We start from the raw sequence: 17,780 nt of genomic DNA on the forward strand, positions 1-17,780 counted from the left end.
GTCAGCGCGAGCGCGCCGCGCGGGTCGCGCGGGTGGACCTGGTGGAGCCCGTCGGGTTCTCCGGGATGGTCGGCATCGCCGAGCGCGGGGCGCGGGCCGCGCGACCGCTCGGCTTGGCGACCGGGCCGATCTCGCGGGTCAGCCACAGGCAGATGACGTTGACGACGTAGTTGAGCTCGGCCTTGTCCAGCGGCCGGCCCTTGGGGATGGCGTGCAGTTCTTCGAGGCAGCCCCGGCAGCAGGTGCCGGTGGCGTGCTGGGCGACGAACACCGGGTGCCCGCGGTACGGGGTCTGCCGGCCTTCCTTGCTGGGCTTCGCGGGGCCCAGGCGACGCGCGACCAGGTCGTACGCGTACCAGCGCACACCCGATTCGCCCAACGTCACGGCGACCGTACGCTCCCGGCCGGGCAGGTGGAACTTGGCGCGGGAGGGCAGCTTGCCGATCGCGTCCAGGCGGGCGTCGAGCGGCTCGGGCCTGGCGCCCTTGGAGGTCTTGGTTGTCATATCGCCTCCAACGGTAACCCGTCCGGCTCAGCCCAGGTACTTGTGGAAGAGCGTGCTGGTACGCAGCACGCCCGACGGGTCCGCGGCATAGGCGGGGATGGCGCCCGACTCGACCCAGCCGGCGCTCTTGTACAACCGCTCCGCGTCGCTGCCGGTCCGGGCGTCCAGGGTGAGCAGGCTGCGGCCCGCCGCGGCGGCGAACTGCTCTGCGGTGGACAGCAGTTCGCGGGCTATCCCGTTGCCTCGGGCGCGCCGGTGGACCAGCAGTCCGAACACCGAGGCGCGATGCCGGCTGTCCGGCATGCCGGCGAATCGGAGCTGGATGGTCCCGGTGACACCCTCGTGGTCCGCGGTCACCCAGACCGCGGTGCGATTGCTGCGTATCTCGGTCCCCTGGGCCGCCCACCACTCGGCGGCCGCGTCGATCGGCAACGGCGCGAGAAACCCGACCCCGGCCCCGTCCTCGACCGCGTCCACGAGCAACGCGGCCAGACCGGGGGTGTACGTGACGAGATCGATCGCGGAAAGCCGGACGGGCGTTGTCATACAACCATTCTCGCGCGCCTTCGCCCGGTGTCCGAACGAGCCCCGGACAACCCCGGAACACGGTGGTTCGGGAAGCGGGCGTGCGGTGACCCCGCATGTGGAGCCGCGCTCGGCCGCGTTCGAGGAAGCGCGGCACCGCGAGCACCCGGCGACGGTCGCCGTCGGCGGGCCGAGTCCGGGTCGAAACGGCGATCGGCGCGGGCCCCGGGGAGGGGCGCCGCGCCGATCGGGGGTGGGGCCGCGGTCAGACCAGGGCCGGCTCGTGGTGGGTGGGGGACGGGTCCGGGACGGGGGCTTGGTTTTCCCGGGCTCGCTTGGGGAGGAGGAAGCCCAGGGCGAAGGCGACCGCCGTCAGGCCCAGGGCCAGCAGCGTCGTGCGCTCGACCGCGTCGACCGAGGAGCGGACGTGGGTGTCGGCGCCCGCCTTCGCGACCGCCTCGGCGGAGGCCGGGGTGACCGGGACGGTGGTGCAGCTCGCCGGGAGCCGGTCCGGGTCGGTGGCGTTCTCCCGGTCGTCCACGCACGCCCGGAGCCCGGCCACGATCGCGTCCTGCGTGCTCACCGGGACACCCGCCGCGGTCAGCTCCGTGCGCAGCCTCGGCGCAGCCTCGTCGTCGAAGTTGTGGGTGGCCTGGGCGCCGATCACGCCGAAGAACACCGTGCCCAGGACCGCGATGCCCAGCGAGGCACCGAGCTGCTGGAGGGATTCGAGCGCCCCGGACGCCGAACCGACCTCGTGGTCCTCGACCTCGCCCATGATGATGTCGAAGACCGGGACGAAGATCATCCCCATGCCGAGCCCGAACAGCCCGAGCGCGGGCAGCAGGTCGCCGGTGCCCACGTCCACCCCGGCGTGGTCGAAGACCAGGTACATCCAGGTGATGCCCGCCGCCATCACGGCCAGCCCGATGTGCAGGATGCGCCGCCCCAGCTTGCCCATCGTCACCCCGCTGAAGCCCGAGCCGACGAACGCGCCGAGCGCCCACGCGCCCATCGTCAGGCTCGCCCGGGTCGGGGTGTAGCCCAGGCCGAGCTGGAGGAACAGGCCGATCGCCATCGAGATCCCGACGATCGCGCCGAAGAACACCATCACGAACCCGACGCCCGACGCGTACGACCGCCGACGGAAGACACCCAGCCTGATCAGCGGCACCCGACCGGCCGCCTCGCGCCGCAACTGGTGGACCGCGAACGCGCCGAGCACCGGCAGCGACACCGCGCACTCGATCAACGACCAGGTCGGCCAGCCCAGTTCGCGACCCTGCACGAGCGGGTGCACGAGCATGAAGGTACCGACCCCGGCGATCAGCATGCCGCCCACGTCGAGCCGCCCGCCCGCCTCGCTCGGCGCCACCTTCGGCAGCGTGCGCCGGCCGATCAGCAGCGCGAAGGCGCCCAGCGGGATGTTGATCAGGAAGATCATCCGCCACCCGGTGCCGAACAGGTCGCCGTCCACCAGCACACCCGCCACGATCGGCCCGAGCACCGTGGACAGCCCGATCGCCGGACCGAACACCGCGAACGCCTTGCCGATCTCGGCCGGCGGGAACAGGTCCCGGAGCAGGCCGAAGGTCTGCGGAATCATCAGCGCGCCCAGCAGGCCTTGGAGCACCCTCGCGATGATCAGCGTCTCCGGCGACCAGGCGAGCGCGCAGGCCACCGAGAGCACCACGAAGCCGACCACGCCGACCATCAGCATGAACTTGCGGCCGTACATGTCGCCGAGCCGCGCGCCGGTGAGCAGCCCCACCGCGAGCGCGAGCGTATAACCGGCCGCGATCCACTGGATACTGGCGTATCCCCCGCCCAGATCCGCCCGGATCGCGGGCGCCGCGACGCCCACCACGCTGGAGTCGAGCAGGTTCATCAAGGTGGCGGCCAGCACCGCCAGAAGTCCGAGCCAGCGCTGCCTGGGGCCTACGGAGGACGGGGAGATCGGGGTTGCGAGGGTCTTCTCGCCGCTGTTTTCCACGTCTCCGAGGCTAAATCCGAAAGAGGCAGGATTCGTTCCTGTTTCGGTCGGCCGAAGCCGGCAGACTGCGGCTCATGTTGGAAACCTCGGCGCGACTTCTGCGCATGCTCTCGCTCATGCAGACGCGGCCCGACTGGACCGGCCCGGAACTGGCCGAACGCCTCGGCGTGAGCGGGCGCACGGTCCGCTACGACATCGAGCGGTTGCGCGGCCTGGGCTATCCGGTGCACGCGCGGCGCGGCGTGGTCGGCGGCTACCGGCTCGGCGCCGGCAAGGCGCTGCCGCCGCTGCTGCTGGACGACGAGGAGGCGGTCAGCGTCGTGGTCGGCCTGCGGATCGCCGCGGGCAGCGTCGTGGACGGCATGGACGAGGCGATGTTGCGCGCGCTCACCAAGCTCGACCAGGTGCTCCCGTCCCGGCTGCACCGCCGGGTCAAGGCACTGCAGAAGTACACCGTCCCGGTTCGCCAGACCGGTCCGGCCGTGGACATGGACGTGATGACCGTACTGGCCGGCGCCTGCCGCGACCACGAGCAACTGCGCTTCGGCTACAGCTCGCACGACGGCAAGGAGACCTCGCGGGTGGTCGAGCCCTATCGGCTCGTGCACCGGATGGGCCGCTGGTACCTGGTCGCGTGGGACATGAAGCGCGAGGACTGGCGCACCTTCCGGATGGACCGGATCACCCCGCGCCCGCCGCACGGACCCCGCTTCACGCCGCGCGAACTGCCCGCCGACGGCGACGTGGCGGCCTTCGTGAACCAGGGCGTGGAGAGCGCGCGCGGCCAGGTCCGGGCCCGGGTGCTGGTGCGTGCGCCGATCGCCTCGGTGGCCGATCGGGTGCCACCGGCCTTCGGCTCGTTCGCGGTGGTCGACGACGACACCTGCGTGTTCGAGACCGGGGCGTCCAGCATCGAGAACCTGGCCGTCTACATCAGCCTGTTGGACGCCGACTTCGAGGTCGAGGACCCGCCCGAACTGGTCGCCTACATCCGCCGGTTGGCCCGGCGCTACACGGGCGCGACCCCGGGCGCCGACCCGGACCCGGCGGGCGACGCGACCGCGCCCGCCGTCCCCGCGTCCTGACACGACGGCGCCCCCGACCCCTTCGGCACGAGGGGATCGGGGGCGCCTGTCGAGCGGGAGCGTCAGACCGAGACCGGTTCGCGCTCCGCCGTCTTCTGGAGCGGGACGTGCGGCGCGGCCGGCTCGTCGGGCGCTTCCAGGTCACGCGGGTTGTTGTACATCTCCAGGTCCAGCGTCTTCTCGCGCGCCGAGACCAGGATCGGCACGACCACCTGCCCGGCCACGTTGGTGGCGGTGCGCATCATGTCCAGGATCGGGTCGATCGCCAGCAGCAGCGCGACGCCCGCCAGCGGCAGGTTCACCGTGCTGAGCGTGAGGGTCAGCATGATGATCGCGCCGGTGAGACCGGCGGTGGCCGCCGAGCCGATCACCGAGACGAACGCGATCAGCAGGTATTCCTTGATGCCCAGGTTCACGCCGTAGACCTCGGCCACGAAGATCGCGGCGATCGCCGGGTAGACCGCGGCGCAACCGTCCATCTTCGTGGTGGCGCCGAACGGCACCGCGAACGAGGCGTAGTCCTTCGGGACGCCGAGGCGCTCGGTGACCTTCTGGGTGACCGGCATGGTGCCGACCGAGGAGCGCGAGACGAACGCGAGCTGGATGGCCGGCCACGCGCCCTTGAAGTAGTTCAGCGGGTTGACCTTGCCGACCAGCGCGAGCAGCAGCGGGTAGACCACGAACATCACCAGCGCGCAACCGATGTAGATGTCGGCGGTGAACGTGCCCAGCGGCTTGATCAGGTCCCAGCCGTAGGTGGCGACCGAGGTGCCGATCAGGCCCAGCGTGCCCAGCGGGGACAGCTTGATGACCCACCACAGCGCCTTCTGGATGATCTCCAGGACCAGTTCGGCGCCCTTGACCAGCGGCTCGGCCTTGGCGCCGACCGACAGGATCGCGGAGCCGAGCACGACCGCCAGGAAGACGATCTGCAGGACCTTGACCTCGGAGAACGCGGTGACGATGTTGGTCGGGATGATGCCGGTGAGGAAGTCGAGCCAGTCACCGTTGGTCTTCGGCGCCTTGCCCGGGTCGGCCGGCAGCTTGAAGCCGTCGCCGGGGTTGGTGATCAGGCCGATGGTGAGGCCGATCGCCACCGCGATCAGCGACGTGATCAGGAACCACAGCAGTGTGCGCGCGGCCAGCCGCGCGGCGTTGTTGACGTTCCGCAGGTTGACGACGCTGACCAGGATCGCGGTGAACACCAGCGGCGGTACGGCCAGCTTGAGCAACTGGACGAAGATCGTGCCGATCTGGTCGAGCGTCTCGGTCAGCCACGAGACGCTGTACTCCTTGGCGATGAAGCCGAGGACCACACCGAGCACGAGGCCGGCGGCGATCTGAGCCGAGAAGGGGGTTCTCTTCAGGGACTTGAGTGAATCCACAGCAGACAAGGCAGGGCTCCTGAACGGGCACCGTGGGGACGGGGGTGGCGGTACGGAGCGGCCGTGGACCTGCGCATCAATTGGCACGAAAGTGCCCACAGGAAGAACTACGAAGAAGCGTTACACCGAGACTTCGCGCAGAACGGCCGCAGGAGGCCGGCGTGCGGGCGGTCGGGGGCGACGAGCGTGAAGGCGTCAGCCCGACGGGGGCACGGCGGCAGTCAGCCGCAACACAGCGCGGTGGCGCAACGGCCCAGGTCGACGTGCCGACGGGACACGAGCGGGAAACCCACCGCCGGGTCCGTCAACTGCGTGTCGCCTGCACCAAACATGAGAGTGAGGATAGCGACACTAAACCGATAAACGCAAAGAATTACGGAACGGACACCGCCGGACACCCACGGACACCGCCGGCCACACCTCGCTTAAGCGGCTTCCCCGACCTCGACAAGGCGGCGAAACCCCACGAAATCCCGGGCCCGGAGGCTCGGAGGCTCGCGAACTCGGCAGCCTAGGAGGCTTCCTTGGCGATCCGGGTGACCGGGGCGGCCACCGCCTCGTCCTCGGCGCGGTTGTCCTCGGCGATCCGCTGCTTCGCCCGCTGCACCCGCTCGTACAGCGCCTCGGACATCGCGTCCCGCTCCGCGTTCAGGAACTTGTAGCTGATCACCGCCGACCCGGCCGCCGCGACGGCGATCGCGATGAAGATGTTCCCTCTGCCGTCCAGGTCGAAGAGCCCGAACACGACCATGACCACGGCGAACAGCGCGGCGAAGATGCCGAGTCGGTAGAGCGAGTAACGCAGCGTGGGATTCGACATGGTCACCTTCGGTTCCCCTGGCCAGAGCGGTACGTACGGGTGGCGGTCGACGCGAGTCGGGCCGTCCCCTCCAGTCAAGCATCCCGGATTCGGAGCGCGGAGCCGGGCCCCGCCACGCGTCACGGGCCGAGCCCGTGGACGCCGTCCAGGATCATGTTCTCCCAGTAACTGCTCGGCTCGGCCCACGCGAGCGGATCGACCGAGGACAGCAGGTCGACCACGATCGGCTCCCACACGTCGTGGATGCGGATCCCGAAGCGTTCGCCCTGCCGGCGCATCCGCCCGATCACCCACATGGTGAAGGCGAGCGTGGACAGATCGGTGTTGAGCGTGTCCATCCCCGGCTCGTCGGCACCGGTGTACCAGCGCCGAACCACCCCGGTACGACCGTCCACGAGCAGGTCGCCGTCCTCGCTGACATAGCCGAGCACGACCAGGTGCTCCGCGTCCGGCGGCGGCTCCGGTTCGTCGTCCCAGTCCGCCCGGCGCTCGGCGATCAACTCGGCCAGGGTCGGCAGCGGTTTGTCGTCGCTGCGCATGTCCAGGTACGCCCACGCGTCGATCAGCCCGATGTCGAGCAGGAAGCGTCGGGTCGGCTCGTGCACGATCGCGGCCGGCAGGTGCTGTTCCTCGTAGCCGGAGAACTCGTTCTCGTACACCAGGTCGAGCATCTCGGGCGTGATCCGCACCGCCAGGCCCTCGCCCGGCACCGCCGCCCGACGCAGTTGCCACAGTGCGAAGGAGGTGTGCCAGAACGAGTTCCGGGGATCCAGCTCGGGTTCGGTCTCGCCGAGCAGATCGATCAGTTCCTCGCCGGTGCGCACCGGGCCGCGACCGGTCCGGATCGCCTCCACCAGACCGGCGTTGCGCACCAGGGTGGACACGTCCATCGACATCGGCTCCCGGCCGTGGGCCGACCGCTCCTCGGCGAAGACCCGACCGGTCCCGCCGTCGAGCAGCACCGCCCGGGGCGAGGTACGCGGCGAGCCGTACGCGCCGAGCACGATCAGTCCGTCCCGGAAGCCGCCCGGATCGAACCGGATCAGCGCGGCCTCGCGCGGCAGTCCGACCTCGGCCAGGAAGCGCCGGGTGGGCTCGTGCCCGACCTCGGGCAGGTCGTACCGGATCACCTCGGCGAACCACTCCTCGGCGTCCGTCCGGGTGAGCGGGATACGCAGCGCGTCAGCCATACAGCAGCCCTCCGGGCTGATCGTCGAACACGTTCGGCCGGTAGGGGGCGGGCCCCTCGACCGTGATCGGATCCAGGGTGCCCGGCACGGCGGTCATGATCTCGGCCAGGCCGTCGTAGTCGCGGGTGAGCGCGAACTCGCGGTCGTGGGCCCGGACCCGGGTGATCATCCACGACGCGAAGGCGAGGGTGGACGGACCGGTGCCGACCGCGAACGGCTCCGGGTCGACGTCGCGATACCAACCGCGGACCCGGCCGTCGCGCGCGGCCGGCACCGGGTCGATGTCCCCGGACAACGCGCCGATCCGCACCTGGCACCACGCGTCCGGCGGCGGTGGACGGTCGTCGTCCTCGTATTCGTCCAGGTCGCCGGCCACAGCGGATACAGCCGCAGCAGGGCCGATGCGCCCGCCGTCCCCGCCTCCCGCAGGAATCGGGCGGCGGCCGCACGCGCGGTGTCCCCCATTACGCCCTCCCCCGTGCCCTACCGATGTCGCCGGTGCGAGATCAGAGCTTCATCGGCTGCGGCACGTCCCGCCGGGCCGGGTCCGGGCCCTCGTACTCGCGCAGCGTCTCGTAGCGGGTGTTGCGCTCGACCGGGCGGAAGCCGGCGTCGCGGATCAGCTCCAGCAGGTCGTCGCGGGTCATCTTGTTCGGCGTGCCGAAGTCGTCCGCGTCGTGGGTGATCTTGTACTCCACGACCGACCCGTCCAGGTCGTCCGCGCCGTGGTTGAGCGCGAGTTGCGCGGTGGCCAGGCCGTGCATGACCCAGAAGCACTTCACGTGCGGAACGTTGTCGAACATCAGCCGGGAGACCGCGAACACCTTGAGCGCCTCGGCGCCGGTGGCCATCTCGGTCCGGGCCTGGAGCCGGTTGCGGACGATGCCGTCCTTGCTGTCGTGGAAGTCGTGCTGGTAGCGCAGCGGGATGAAGACCTGGAAGCCGCCGGTCTCGTCCTGGAGTTCGCGCAGCCGGATGACGTGGTCGACCCGGTGCCGGGGCTCCTCGATGTGGCCGTAGAGCATCGTGCACGGGGTCTTGAGGCCCTTGGAGTGCGCGAGCCGGTGGATCCGCGACCAGTCCTCCCAGTGCGTGTCGTGGTCCACGATGTGCTGCCGGATCTCCCAGTCGAAGATCTCCGCGCCGCCGCCGGTGAGCGACTCCAGGCCCGCGTCCATCAGTTCGTCCAGGATGTCCGACGCGGACAGGCCGGAGATCTTCTCGAACCAGTGGATCTCGGTCGCGGTGAACGCCTTGAGCGCGACGTTCGGCAGCACCTCCTTGAGCGCGCTGAGCGACCTCGGGTAGTAGCGCCACGGGAGGGTGGGGTGCAGGCCGTTGACGATGTGCAGTTCGGTGATCCCGTCCGGCTCCATCTCCTTCGCGAGCCGCACGGCCTCCTCGATCCGCATCGTGTACGCGTCCTTTTCGCCCGGCTTGCGCTGGAACGAGCAGTAGGCACACGACGCGTTGCACACGTTGGTCATGTTGAGGTGGCGGTTGACGTTGAAGTGGACCTTGTCGCCGTTCTTCACCGTCCGCACGTGGTGCGCGAGCCAGCCGAGCCACGCCAGGTCGTCGCTCGCGTAGAGCGCGATGCCGTCCTCACGACTGAGGCGCTCCCCGGCGAAAACCTTGTCCTCGATCTCCTTGCGCAGGCCCGCGTCCATGTGTCGGCACTCCCTCTAGATCTTCTCGTTTGCCGCTGCACGGCTCGTACGAGGTTACGCCCGGTGTGCCGGGCGTCCGCTCAGGCCATCACCTCGGCGTACAGTGCCGGGTCGACGTTGCCGCCGCTGACCACGGCGACGTGCTCGCGGCCGGCGGGCAGCGCGTCCTTGCGGAAGAGGTAGGCCGCGGCGGCCACCGCGCCGGCGGGTTCGGCGACCAGCCGGGCGCGTCGACCCAGGAAGCGCATCGCCTCGCGGATCTGCTCCTCGGTCACCGTGACGATGTCGTCCACGTACGCCTGGATGTGCGCGAACGGCAGCACGCCGACCGAGGTGGTGCGCAGGCCGTCGGCGATGGTGCGGTAGGTGTCGGCGGTGGACCACGCGGTGCGCACGCCGGTACGGAAGGACTCGACCGCGTCGGCGGCCAGTTCCGGCTCGACGCCGATCACCTTGGTGCCCGGGCTGGTCAGCTTGACCGCGGCGGCGATGCCGGAGATCAGGCCGCCGCCGCTGACCGGGACCAGCACGGTGTCCGCGGTGGGCAGGTCCTCGACGATCTCCAGGCCGGTGGTGCCCTGGCCGGCGATGATCCGCGCGTCGTCGTAGGGCGGTACGAACGCGTAGCCGTGCTCGGCGGCCAACTCGCCGGCGGCGGTGTCGCGCCGGTCCGGGGTGACGATGACCACCTCGGCGCCCAGCGCGCGGGTGGCCTCGATCTTGACGGTCGGTGTGGTGTCCGGCATCACGATCACCGCTCGGGCACCGAACAGGCGGGCCGCGTAGGCCACGGCCTGCGCGTGGTTGCCGCTGGAGTGTGCGACGACCCCGCGCGAGCGCTCGGCGTCGGTCAAGGCCGCGATCGCGTTGTACGCGCCGCGGATCTTGAACGCGCCGATCGGCTGGAGGCTCTCCGGCTTGAGCCACAGCGGTCGGTCCGCGTCACCGTGCAGGGACGGCAGCAGCGGGGTGCGTACGGCCGTGCCGGCGATGCGTTCGCGTGCGGCCCGAAGGTCTTCGAGAGTCACCAGGTTCGTCATGTCCGCCACCCTACGAGGGGATCCGGGCACGTCGAGGGGGTGCGGTGGGCTCGCGGACCGTCGTGCACGCCGACCGTGCGGCTACTCCGTCGGTTCGGGCAGCTCGGCCGCGCGGTACTCCCATTTGGTGGAGAGCACCACGGTGGTGCGGGTGCGGGCCACGCCGCGGGTGCCGGACAGGCGCCGGACCACGTTCTCCAGCCCCTCCATGTCCGAGACCCGGACCTTGAGCATGAACGAGTCGTCGCCGGCGATGAACCAGCAGTCCTCGATCTCGTCCAGGTCGCGCAGTCGGCGGCTGACGTCGTCGTGGTCGGCCGCGTCGGAGAGCTGGATCCCGATCAGCGCGGTCACCCCCAGACCGAGCGAGACCGGGTCGACGGAGGCCCGGTAGCCGGTGATCACGCCGGCCTGTTCGAGCCGGTTGATGCGATCGGTGACGCTCGGGCCGGACAGGCCGACGAGTCGGCCCAGCTCGGCGTACGAGGCCCGCCCGTTGCCGCGCAGCGCCTGGATCAGCTTGCGGTCGACGGCATCCATGTCCGTTTCCTCCAGGTAATCGATGGTGTCCAGCGGGGGGCGTTCAGGGGTCTGCGACATGGCGAAGGTGCAAACCCGGGTCAAGCCTGTAATTCATTGGACGATTCTGATTCTAACCCTTAGAATCAAAGGCATCGGGAGCTACAAGCCTCCGATGACGATTCGTGGGGAGACGACACCGTGTACACCCTGGAGATGGCCCGCGCACACATGCAGGAACTGCATGCCATTGCGGAACGCTCACGTGCCACCCAACCGTCGAACACGCTCAAGCGTGTGAAGCGTCTGGTCGGCCGCCGCAAGTCCGGGCGCTGATCGCCCGGCAGATCCGGCAAGACCGCCAAGGCTCCCGTCACCACGGGGGCCTTTTTGGTCTCTCCGGGTTCGGTGTCCTCGGGTTCGGTCTCGCCGAGTTCGGTCTCGCCGGGTGTGGTCTCGCCGGGTGTGGCGTCTTCGCGTTCGGTCTCTCCGGGCGAGGGTGATGACCGGTGGTCTTCGCCCGCGCCTCACCCGGCCGCCTCGCGTCGGGCGCCGCCCAGTTCGCCGTCCCACCGTCGGTAGAGGGTGTGCGGGACACCGAGTACGTCGAGCGCCTTGCCCGCGACGAAGTCGACCAGGCGCTGCACGTCCCGGGCGCCCGCGTAGAAGGCCGGGGACGCCGGCAGGATCACCGCGCCGGCGTCGTCGAGCCGGACCAGGTGGCGCAGCGTGGTGCCGGTGAGCGGGGTCTCGCGCGGCACCAGGACGAGCGGGCGACGCTCCTTGAGGGTGACGTCGGCGGCGCGCTGGAGCAGGTCCTTGGACAGGCCGATCGCGATGCCCGCGACCGAGGCGGTGCTGGCCGGCACCACGACCATGCCCTTGGCCGGGTACGACCCGCTCGCGGGTCCCGCGCCCAGATCGCCGGCCGCCCAGTAGCGGACGCGGTCCAGCAACGCGTCGTCGAGCCCGGTCCACGCGGCGAGGTCGGCGCGCCAGTGCGCGTCGCGGAAGGCGATGCCGGTCTCGTCGAGCAGGGTCAACCGGGCCGCCCGGCTGACCACCAGGTCCACCTGCTCGCCCGCGTCGAGCAGCCCGCGCAGCACCGCCGCGGCGTACGGCGTACCGGAGGCTCCCGATACGCCGACTATCCACGGACGTCGTCCCGTACTGTCCCGCTCCTCGTCCATGGCTCCTATTGTGGCTTCGTAGCGGTACTGCCAACCGCAGGGGAGGGGTCTGCATGTCCCGCATATCCGTGTCGGGAGTCCGCGACGCGGCCCTGGTCACCGCAGTTCTGGTCGGCGCGATCTGGGTCGTGCAACTGATCAACTACACGACCGACGACTCGTTGCTCACCCACGGCGTCACCCCTCGGCGGGCGGACGAACTGCCGGAGGTACTCAGCGCGCCGTTCCTGCACTTCGGCACCGGACACATCGTCTCCAACACCTTCCCGCTGATGTTGCTCGGTTTCCTGGCCGCGCTGCGCGGGATCACCCGCTTCCTCGCCGTACTGCTCACGATCACCGTGATCGGCGGCCTCGGCGTGTGGTTGACCGCACCGGACAACACGAACACGGCGGGCGCGAGCATCCTGGTCTTCGGGTTGTTCGGCTACCTGATCGTGCGGGGGTTCGCCGATCGGCGGGTGCTGGATGTGCTGATCGGCTTCGGCGTGTTGGGCTTCTACGGCAGTTCGTTCGCGATGGGAATCACCCCGCTCGCGGCGGGAGTGTCCTGGCAGGGCCACCTGTTCGGGCTGATCGGCGGCGTGGTGGCGGCCCTCGCCTTCCGCCGTCGACGCGATGTGTCACAGCTCTCGCCCGCCGACCTGCCCATCGGGTAATGCAGTGGACGCGACTGCATACCATTTCGGTAGACGCTTTACCAGGCTTCCTCACCACGCCTTTGCTCGTCCTCGATCGGGAGTTCACCTGTGCATTCGCTTCGGATATCCGCCGCGGTCCTGACCGTTCCGCTGGTCCTGCTCGCCGCCGGCTGTGGCGAGTCCTCCTCGGGAGACCCGCTCAAGCCCGCGGCCGCCGGTGGCGACGCGCTCGACCCGAAGGGTCCGTCCAACGAGGGCCTGACCGTGGAGGCGCTGTCCAAGCAGGCCGAGACCGGCTTCAAGGACCTCACGAACCTGCGCATCGAGGGCACCGGAAAGATCTACGACCTCCCGATCGGCGTGGACATCCGGGTCGGCACCGCCGAGCAGGCCGAGGGCCGGGTCACCCTGCAGGACAAGGCACTCGAGCTGATCGCGGTCGACAAGACCACGTACATCAAGATCGCGCCCGGCACCGTCCAGACCGTCCTGGACCTGGGCAAGCGGGCCGAGGCCGCGTCGTCGTCCGGCGCACCCGAGTCGGCCGAGGACAAGGCGCTGGGCGAGCAGTTCACCAAGATGTTCGCCGAGGGCGCCAAGCTCGTCGAGGGCAAGTACATCAAGATCGGCGGCAACGAGGCCGGCAAGCTCGGCCAGGACCTGCTCAAGGGCGGCACGCCGTCGCTGGACGGGCTGTTCGGTTCGGATTCCGACTCGGGCGACCCCGCGGACTCGTCCGACGAGCCGCCGATGACCAAGGGCCCGACCACGGAGATCAACGGGATCAAGGTGATCCCGCTGATCTCCAAGGACGAGGACGGCACGACCGTGACGATGTACGTCGCGGCCAACGGCAAGCCGTTCCCGGTGCGATTCACCGCCGACGACAAGAGCGACGGCACCAACGAGGTCACCCTCGACCTCAAGTACACCAAGCTCCCCGGCGGCGTCTCCCCCAAGGCCCCGGCCCCCGGCGACACGGTCGACCTCAACGGCCTCCTGAAGACCTTCGGCGGCGGCCTGGAAAACATGTTCGGCGAGGACAAGACGGCCTGACCGACACCGCCCCCTTCGCGCCCGGATCGCACTCGGGGGCGTGAGTCACCACCGTTTCGAACGGGCCTGCCCCGTTGCTCCCTGGGGGCAACAGGGCAGGCCCGTTTCGCAGTTCGACGCAACCCCCGAAGCCGCAGCGCACCCTCCGATACGCCGCCGACCCGGCGCCCGACGGCGACGTCGGCCGGCCCCTGAGCCAAGTCGCCTACAGCAACCCGGATTTCCCGGGCGAGTCCGCCCACCACGTGCTCGGCGTCGAGTCGTACTCCCGGGTCCGGTCGTTCACGCGGCGGCCGTTCCGGCTACGGCCGAAGCCCGGCACGCGCAGGTCCCGCAGGGCGCATACGAACCGCGTGATGCCGCCGAAGCCGCGCCGACGAGGTTGCCTCGCGTTCCATTCCGGCATTCCAGGGTGGTTGTGTCGTCCCTGGTCAGAGGGCGTTTCGTTGTTCCGGTGTCCCCGATTGTGGGTCGGCTGTGGTGGCCGGGACGGGTTGCGGCGCAGGCTCGGGGTCGTTCCGGCAGCACACCCGAAGCTCGAAGGGGATCGACCGCATGTTCGGCATCCGTACCTCCCGCACCCGTCTCGTCGGCGCCGCCTCCGTCGCGCTGGCCGCGTTCCTGTTGACCGGGTGCGACACGGGCGACGACAAGGCCCTCGCCCCGGCCGCGAGCACGCCGCCCGGGGCTCCGTCGGCCGCCGCGTCGGGCCCTCCGGCCGCGTCGCCCGCCGCGTCCGTTCCCGCCTCGCGGCCCTCGTCCTCGAACGGCAAGCCCGGCCCGGCCACCACCCAGGGCCCGGCCGGTCGGCCCGACTCCGGGGGCGCGGTCACCTGCGAGGGGTCCAACACCAAGACCGTCGCGGCGCCGCTGAATCGGCCGATCAACCACATGCTGCTCACCGTCACCAACACCGGCGGCAAGACGTGTTACCTCTACGGTTCTCCGGCCGTGCGCTTCGGCGAGGCGCAGTCGGTGCCGCCCGTCATCGAGGAGTCGAAGCCGCAGGCGGTCGTCACCCTCAAGCCGGGCGAGTCCGGTTACGCCTCCGTCAATCTGTCCGCCGCCGACGGCAGCGGCGGCGAGGGCCACACCGAGAACTCCCTGACCGTGTATTTCCACGGTCCCTCCGGCAACGAGAGCGTCGGTTCGGGTGCCCACCCGTCGCTGCCCGCGAAGGGGGCCTACGTCGACGGCTCGCTCAAGGTCACGTACTGGCAGCAGTCGATGGACGACGCCGTCACCTGGTAGGCCCCGGGTGCGACACGGCGCGGGGATGCGGAGCCCACAGGCCCCGCACACCCGCGCCCGCCCGTGCGATCTCAGCGCGCGCCCCGCACCAACCGCCCCGGTCGCGCACCGGTGTCCACGCCGGCCCGCCGCGTCACCTGCCCCGCCACGATCGTGGCCACGTAGCCGGTCGCCGCCTGGAGCATGCGCCCGCCGCCCGCCGGCAGGTCGTGCACCATCCGCGGGCGGTGCAGCGTGAGTGCGTCCAGGTCGATCACGTTGAGGTCGGCGCGCTTGCCCTCGGCCACCACGCCGCGGTCGGAGAGACCGTAGAGGGCGGCGGTGTCCATCGTCTGCTTGCGGATCAGGAATTCCAGCGGCAGCCGCTCGCCGCGGGTGCGGTCCCGGGCCCAGTGGGTGAGCAGGAAGGTCGGCTGCGAGGCGTCGCAGATCATCGAGCAGTGCGCGCCGCCGTCGGCCAGGCCGAACACGCTCGCCGGGTGGGTGAGCATCTCCCGGATCGCCTCGTGGTCGCCGTCCGAGTAGTTGAACATCGGGACCATCAGCGTGGTCCGCGCGTCGTCCGCCAGTTGCAGGTCGTACAGCGTCGACAGCGGGTCCTCGCCGCGCGCCCGGGCGATGGCCACCACCGTGCGGTCCGGCAGCGGCTCGTAGTCCGGGACCGCGTCCATCGGGTACATCCGGTCCAGCATGAACTGCATCGCCAGGTTGACCGAGTCGCCCGGGACGTTCGGGTCGCTGGGCAGGTCGGCCTCGGCCAGGATCGCCGCCTTGACCTCGGGCCGGGCCAACTCGGCGGCGAACGCCGCGTCGTCCAGTTCGCCCGCCATCCGCCGGTCGTCGATCGCCCGGAACGTCGGTCGCTTGCTGAACGCGTTGCGGGTGCCGAACCCGGTCAGCATCCCGAACGGACGGCCCGCGATCTGCGGATGCAGTTGCGCACCCGCCTCGTTCGCGGCCTGCGACTCGGCCATCAGCTCGCGCCACAGCTCGGGCGCGGCGTTGACCTGGAGCAGCGCGAACGAGACCGGCATGCCGATCTCGGCGGCCAGCCGGCGCATCCAGGCCACCTCGGAGGCGGGCTTGACGATGTCCTCGCCGGACGAGCCGGTCGGGGCCAGCTCGAACACGGCCCGCCCGCCTGCGGCCATCGCCCGGCCCAGGCCGAAGAGTTCGTCCTCGGTGGCGAACGTACCGGGCACCGGTTCGCCGCCCATCGCCTTGTGCGCGACGGTGCGCGACGTGGAGAAGCCCAGCGCGCCGGCCTCGATCGCCTCCTTGACGATCACCGCCATCGCCTCGATGTCCTCGGCCGTGGCCGGTTCGTTGCGCGCGCCGCGATCGCCCATCGCGTAGGCCCGGACCGCGCCGTGCGCGACCTGGACGCCGATGTCGGCGGAGAAGGTGCGCTCCTCCAGCACGTCCAGGTATTGCGGGAACGTCTCCCAGCCCCACGTCATGCCCTCGGCCAGCGCCGTCCCGGGGATGTCCTCGACGCCCTCCATCAACCGGATCAGCCAGTCCTCGCGGCCCGGTCGCACCGGTGCGAAGCCGACCCCGCAGTTTCCGGAGACCACCGTGGTCACGCCGTGCGAGGTGGACGGGTCGAGCACCTCGTCCCAGGTGGCCTGGCCGTCGTAGTGGGTGTGGATGTCCACGAAGCCCGGCGTGAGCAGTTGCCCGGCCGCGTCGATCGTCTCGGTCGCCTCGCCCGCGAGCGCCGGGTCCGGGCCGTCGTGTCGGCGTACCGCGACGATCAGGCCGTCCCGGATCCCGACATCGCCGACGAAACGATCCGCGCCGGTGCCGTCCACGATCGTGGCGTTGATGATCTTGAGGTCGTACATATGAGCCTCCCCGGTAACGTGGGCCGACCGTACGGCTGCGCATTGTGCGAGTCAATATGCGCACTATGCGAAATGATCCAGTAGGGTGCCGAACATGGCCCCACGACCGTCACCACAGACCGACCGACTCGTCTCCCTGATCGACGCGATCGCCGACCGGCCGGCCGAGGGGCTGACCCTGTCCGAGATCGCCCGCCACCTCGCGGTGAGCCCCGCGACGTGCCACCCGATGCTGGCGAGCCTGACCTCGCTGGGGTGGTTGATCCGGCATCCGACCCGGCGCACCTACCGACTGGGTCCGGCGCTGGTGGCGGTCGGCCGGGCCGCCGCGCGCGGGCTCGGCGTGCTCGACGTCGCGCGCCCGATCATGGCCCGGCTGCGCGACGACACCGGACTGTCCTGCCTCGCGATGACCCCCGGCGAGCACCACGTCGCGATCGCCGAGGTGGTCCGCGCGCCGGGGCCCGAGGTGCACCGGTTGCGGGTCGGCGCCCAGGCGCCGATCACCCCGCCGCTGGGCATCGGCTACGTGCCCTGGGCGGACGAACAGACGGTCCGGCGCTGGCTCGACGAGGCGCACGACCCGGCCGCGCGGGCGCGGATGGCGCGCGCGATCGACAACGCGCGGCGTCGGGGCTTCGCGATCGAGCTGGTCACCGACGTGGAGACGCGCCTGGGCGCGACGCTCGGCGAGTTGGACGAGCACCTGGAGGGGCTGGACACGCTGGGCGCGGGCGCTTCGGCGGCCCGGCTGCGCACGCTCCTGGAGGAGATCGCCGCCGAGATCGGCGGCTCCGACGGGGGACAGATCGACGAGCTGGAACCGGAGCGGGACTACCGGGCGGGCGCGATCAGCGCACCGGTGCACGACGGCGACGGCGACCTGGTGCTGATCCTGAGCCTGCGCGGCTTCGCGCCGCGCACCGACGGGCAGACGCTGGAAAAGACCGGCCGGCTGCTCGCGGAGGCGGCGGCCGAGGTGGCCGCCGCGACCTGAGCGAGGGGCACATACGAAAACCGGGCGGGGCGCCGATGCGCCCCGCCCGGTCGGATCGCCGAGGAA

At 70.7% G+C, this 17,780-nt stretch carries 18 protein-coding genes; 6 read left to right on the plus strand and 12 right to left on the minus strand.

Going from position 1 to position 17,780, the window contains the following annotated elements; all coding sequences use genetic code 11:
* Position 1: 1 nt before the first annotated feature.
* The 3 genes from ACH4U8_RS43240 to ACH4U8_RS43250 all read right to left on the minus strand — a co-directional run bounded on the left by ACH4U8_RS43240 (position 2) and on the right by ACH4U8_RS43250 (position 3,023).
* Positions 2-505: a DUF4186 domain-containing protein gene (locus tag ACH4U8_RS43240; protein ID WP_360311861.1), complete on the minus strand. Its 504-nt coding sequence runs from the start codon at positions 503-505 to the stop codon at positions 2-4.
* Between the two features lie 27 nt (positions 506-532).
* Complete coding sequence (locus ACH4U8_RS43245) at positions 533-1,051, minus strand: GNAT family N-acetyltransferase (RefSeq protein ID WP_360311859.1); 519 nt, start codon at positions 1,049-1,051, stop codon at positions 533-535.
* Between the two features lie 244 nt (positions 1,052-1,295).
* Positions 1,296-3,023 carry an MFS transporter gene (locus ACH4U8_RS43250; protein ID WP_379992783.1) on the minus strand — a complete coding sequence of 576 codons (1,728 nt, stop codon included), beginning with the start codon at positions 3,021-3,023 and terminating at the stop codon, positions 1,296-1,298.
* A 74-nt stretch (positions 3,024-3,097) separates the two neighbouring features.
* Here ACH4U8_RS43250 and ACH4U8_RS43255 point away from each other — a divergent pair, with 74 nt between their 5' ends.
* Positions 3,098-4,108: a helix-turn-helix transcriptional regulator gene (locus tag ACH4U8_RS43255; protein ID WP_395783937.1), complete on the plus strand. Its 1,011-nt coding sequence runs from the start codon at positions 3,098-3,100 to the stop codon at positions 4,106-4,108.
* Between the two features lie 62 nt (positions 4,109-4,170).
* Here ACH4U8_RS43255 and ACH4U8_RS43260 read toward each other — a convergent pair whose 3' ends face one another.
* The 7 genes from ACH4U8_RS43260 to ACH4U8_RS43290 form a co-directional block, all read right to left on the minus strand.
* Positions 4,171-5,502, minus strand: coding sequence for a dicarboxylate/amino acid:cation symporter (locus ACH4U8_RS43260; RefSeq protein ID WP_395783939.1), 1,332 nt, complete (start codon positions 5,500-5,502; stop codon positions 4,171-4,173).
* A 502-nt stretch (positions 5,503-6,004) separates the two neighbouring features.
* Positions 6,005-6,313, minus strand: a complete 309-nt coding sequence (locus ACH4U8_RS43265) for a DUF4229 domain-containing protein (RefSeq protein WP_379991018.1) — start codon at positions 6,311-6,313, stop codon at positions 6,005-6,007.
* 119 nt (positions 6,314-6,432) lie between these two features.
* Positions 6,433-7,503 (minus strand): SUKH-4 family immunity protein, encoded by a 1,071-nt coding sequence (locus ACH4U8_RS43270; protein ID WP_395783941.1) that lies wholly within the window; start codon positions 7,501-7,503, stop codon positions 6,433-6,435.
* Positions 7,496-7,879 carry a hypothetical protein gene (locus ACH4U8_RS43275; protein ID WP_395783943.1) on the minus strand — a complete coding sequence of 128 codons (384 nt, stop codon included), beginning with the start codon at positions 7,877-7,879 and terminating at the stop codon, positions 7,496-7,498. The genes ACH4U8_RS43270 and ACH4U8_RS43275 overlap by 8 nt, the downstream gene beginning before the upstream one ends.
* A 130-nt stretch (positions 7,880-8,009) precedes the next feature.
* Positions 8,010-9,173: an aminofutalosine synthase MqnE gene (gene mqnE / locus ACH4U8_RS43280; protein ID WP_360311845.1), complete on the minus strand. Its 1,164-nt coding sequence runs from the start codon at positions 9,171-9,173 to the stop codon at positions 8,010-8,012.
* 80 nt (positions 9,174-9,253) lie between these two features.
* Entirely contained in the window at positions 9,254-10,213 is a 960-nt protein-coding gene (locus tag ACH4U8_RS43285; RefSeq protein WP_395783945.1) for a threonine/serine dehydratase, read from the minus strand.
* Positions 10,214-10,294: 81 nt separating this feature from the next.
* Positions 10,295-10,753, minus strand: a complete 459-nt coding sequence (locus ACH4U8_RS43290) for an Lrp/AsnC family transcriptional regulator (RefSeq protein WP_026219445.1) — start codon at positions 10,751-10,753, stop codon at positions 10,295-10,297.
* A 180-nt stretch (positions 10,754-10,933) separates the two neighbouring features.
* Between ACH4U8_RS43290 and ACH4U8_RS43295 the strand changes: the two genes are divergently transcribed.
* Positions 10,934-11,068, plus strand: coding sequence for a hypothetical protein (locus tag ACH4U8_RS43295; RefSeq protein ID WP_020556503.1), 135 nt, complete (start codon positions 10,934-10,936; stop codon positions 11,066-11,068).
* A gap of 191 nt (positions 11,069-11,259) precedes the next feature.
* Here ACH4U8_RS43295 and ACH4U8_RS43300 read toward each other — a convergent pair whose 3' ends face one another.
* On the minus strand, positions 11,260-11,922 hold the full coding sequence (locus ACH4U8_RS43300) for a UbiX family flavin prenyltransferase (protein ID WP_395783947.1): 663 nt from the start codon (positions 11,920-11,922) through the stop codon (positions 11,260-11,262).
* Between the two features lie 53 nt (positions 11,923-11,975).
* Between ACH4U8_RS43300 and ACH4U8_RS43305 the strand changes: the two genes are divergently transcribed.
* From ACH4U8_RS43305 to ACH4U8_RS43315, 3 genes are all read left to right on the plus strand, one after another.
* Positions 11,976-12,581 (plus strand): rhomboid family intramembrane serine protease, encoded by a 606-nt coding sequence (locus ACH4U8_RS43305; RefSeq protein WP_395783949.1) that lies wholly within the window; start codon positions 11,976-11,978, stop codon positions 12,579-12,581.
* 90 nt (positions 12,582-12,671) lie between these two features.
* The gene (locus ACH4U8_RS43310) at positions 12,672-13,619 is read left to right on the plus strand and encodes a hypothetical protein (protein ID WP_395783951.1); all 948 of its coding nucleotides are present in this window, start codon (positions 12,672-12,674) and stop codon (positions 13,617-13,619) included.
* A 555-nt stretch (positions 13,620-14,174) separates the two neighbouring features.
* A complete protein-coding gene (locus ACH4U8_RS43315; RefSeq protein ID WP_360311835.1) occupies positions 14,175-14,870 on the plus strand; it encodes a DUF4232 domain-containing protein in 696 nt (231 codons plus the stop codon).
* Between the two features lie 71 nt (positions 14,871-14,941).
* Here the strand turns inward: ACH4U8_RS43315 and ACH4U8_RS43320 are convergent, their stop codons facing one another.
* Positions 14,942-16,717 (minus strand): amidohydrolase family protein, encoded by a 1,776-nt coding sequence (locus ACH4U8_RS43320; protein ID WP_395783953.1) that lies wholly within the window; start codon positions 16,715-16,717, stop codon positions 14,942-14,944.
* A gap of 94 nt (positions 16,718-16,811) precedes the next feature.
* Between ACH4U8_RS43320 and ACH4U8_RS43325 the strand changes: the two genes are divergently transcribed.
* The gene (locus ACH4U8_RS43325; RefSeq protein ID WP_360311831.1) at positions 16,812-17,714 is read left to right on the plus strand and encodes a helix-turn-helix domain-containing protein; all 903 of its coding nucleotides are present in this window, start codon (positions 16,812-16,814) and stop codon (positions 17,712-17,714) included.
* Positions 17,715-17,780: the final 66 nt, after the last annotated feature.

Origin of the sequence: Embleya sp. NPDC020886, assembly GCF_044333915.1 — a bacterium.
GTDB lineage: Bacteria > Actinomycetota > Actinomycetes > Streptomycetales > Streptomycetaceae > Embleya.

What these genes read in the sequence shown, in the direction of transcription:
- ACH4U8_RS43305 (WP_395783949.1), top strand. Translation starts at nt 11,976, where the DNA reads ATGTCCCGCATATCCGTGTCGGGAGTCCGCGACGCGGCCCTGGTCACC.
- ACH4U8_RS43325 (WP_360311831.1), top strand. Translation starts at nt 16,812, where the DNA reads ATGGCCCCACGACCGTCACCACAGACCGACCGACTCGTCTCCCTGATC.
- ACH4U8_RS43245 (WP_360311859.1), bottom strand. Translation starts at nt 1,051, where the DNA reads ATGACAACGCCCGTCCGGCTTTCCGCGATCGATCTCGTCACGTACACC.
- ACH4U8_RS43255 (WP_395783937.1), top strand. Translation starts at nt 3,098, where the DNA reads ATGTTGGAAACCTCGGCGCGACTTCTGCGCATGCTCTCGCTCATGCAG.
- ACH4U8_RS43290 (WP_026219445.1), bottom strand. Translation starts at nt 10,753, where the DNA reads ATGGATGCCGTCGACCGCAAGCTGATCCAGGCGCTGCGCGGCAACGGG.
- ACH4U8_RS43270 (WP_395783941.1), bottom strand. Translation starts at nt 7,503, where the DNA reads ATGGCTGACGCGCTGCGTATCCCGCTCACCCGGACGGACGCCGAGGAG.
- ACH4U8_RS43320 (WP_395783953.1), bottom strand. Translation starts at nt 16,717, where the DNA reads ATGTACGACCTCAAGATCATCAACGCCACGATCGTGGACGGCACCGGC.
- ACH4U8_RS43240 (WP_360311861.1), bottom strand. Translation starts at nt 505, where the DNA reads ATGACAACCAAGACCTCCAAGGGCGCCAGGCCCGAGCCGCTCGACGCC.
- ACH4U8_RS43315 (WP_360311835.1), top strand. Translation starts at nt 14,175, where the DNA reads ATGTTCGGCATCCGTACCTCCCGCACCCGTCTCGTCGGCGCCGCCTCC.
- ACH4U8_RS43265 (WP_379991018.1), bottom strand. Translation starts at nt 6,313, where the DNA reads ATGTCGAATCCCACGCTGCGTTACTCGCTCTACCGACTCGGCATCTTC.
- ACH4U8_RS43285 (WP_395783945.1), bottom strand. Translation starts at nt 10,213, where the DNA reads ATGACGAACCTGGTGACTCTCGAAGACCTTCGGGCCGCACGCGAACGC.
- mqnE (WP_360311845.1), bottom strand. Translation starts at nt 9,173, where the DNA reads ATGGACGCGGGCCTGCGCAAGGAGATCGAGGACAAGGTTTTCGCCGGG.
- ACH4U8_RS43300 (WP_395783947.1), bottom strand. Translation starts at nt 11,922, where the DNA reads ATGGACGAGGAGCGGGACAGTACGGGACGACGTCCGTGGATAGTCGGC.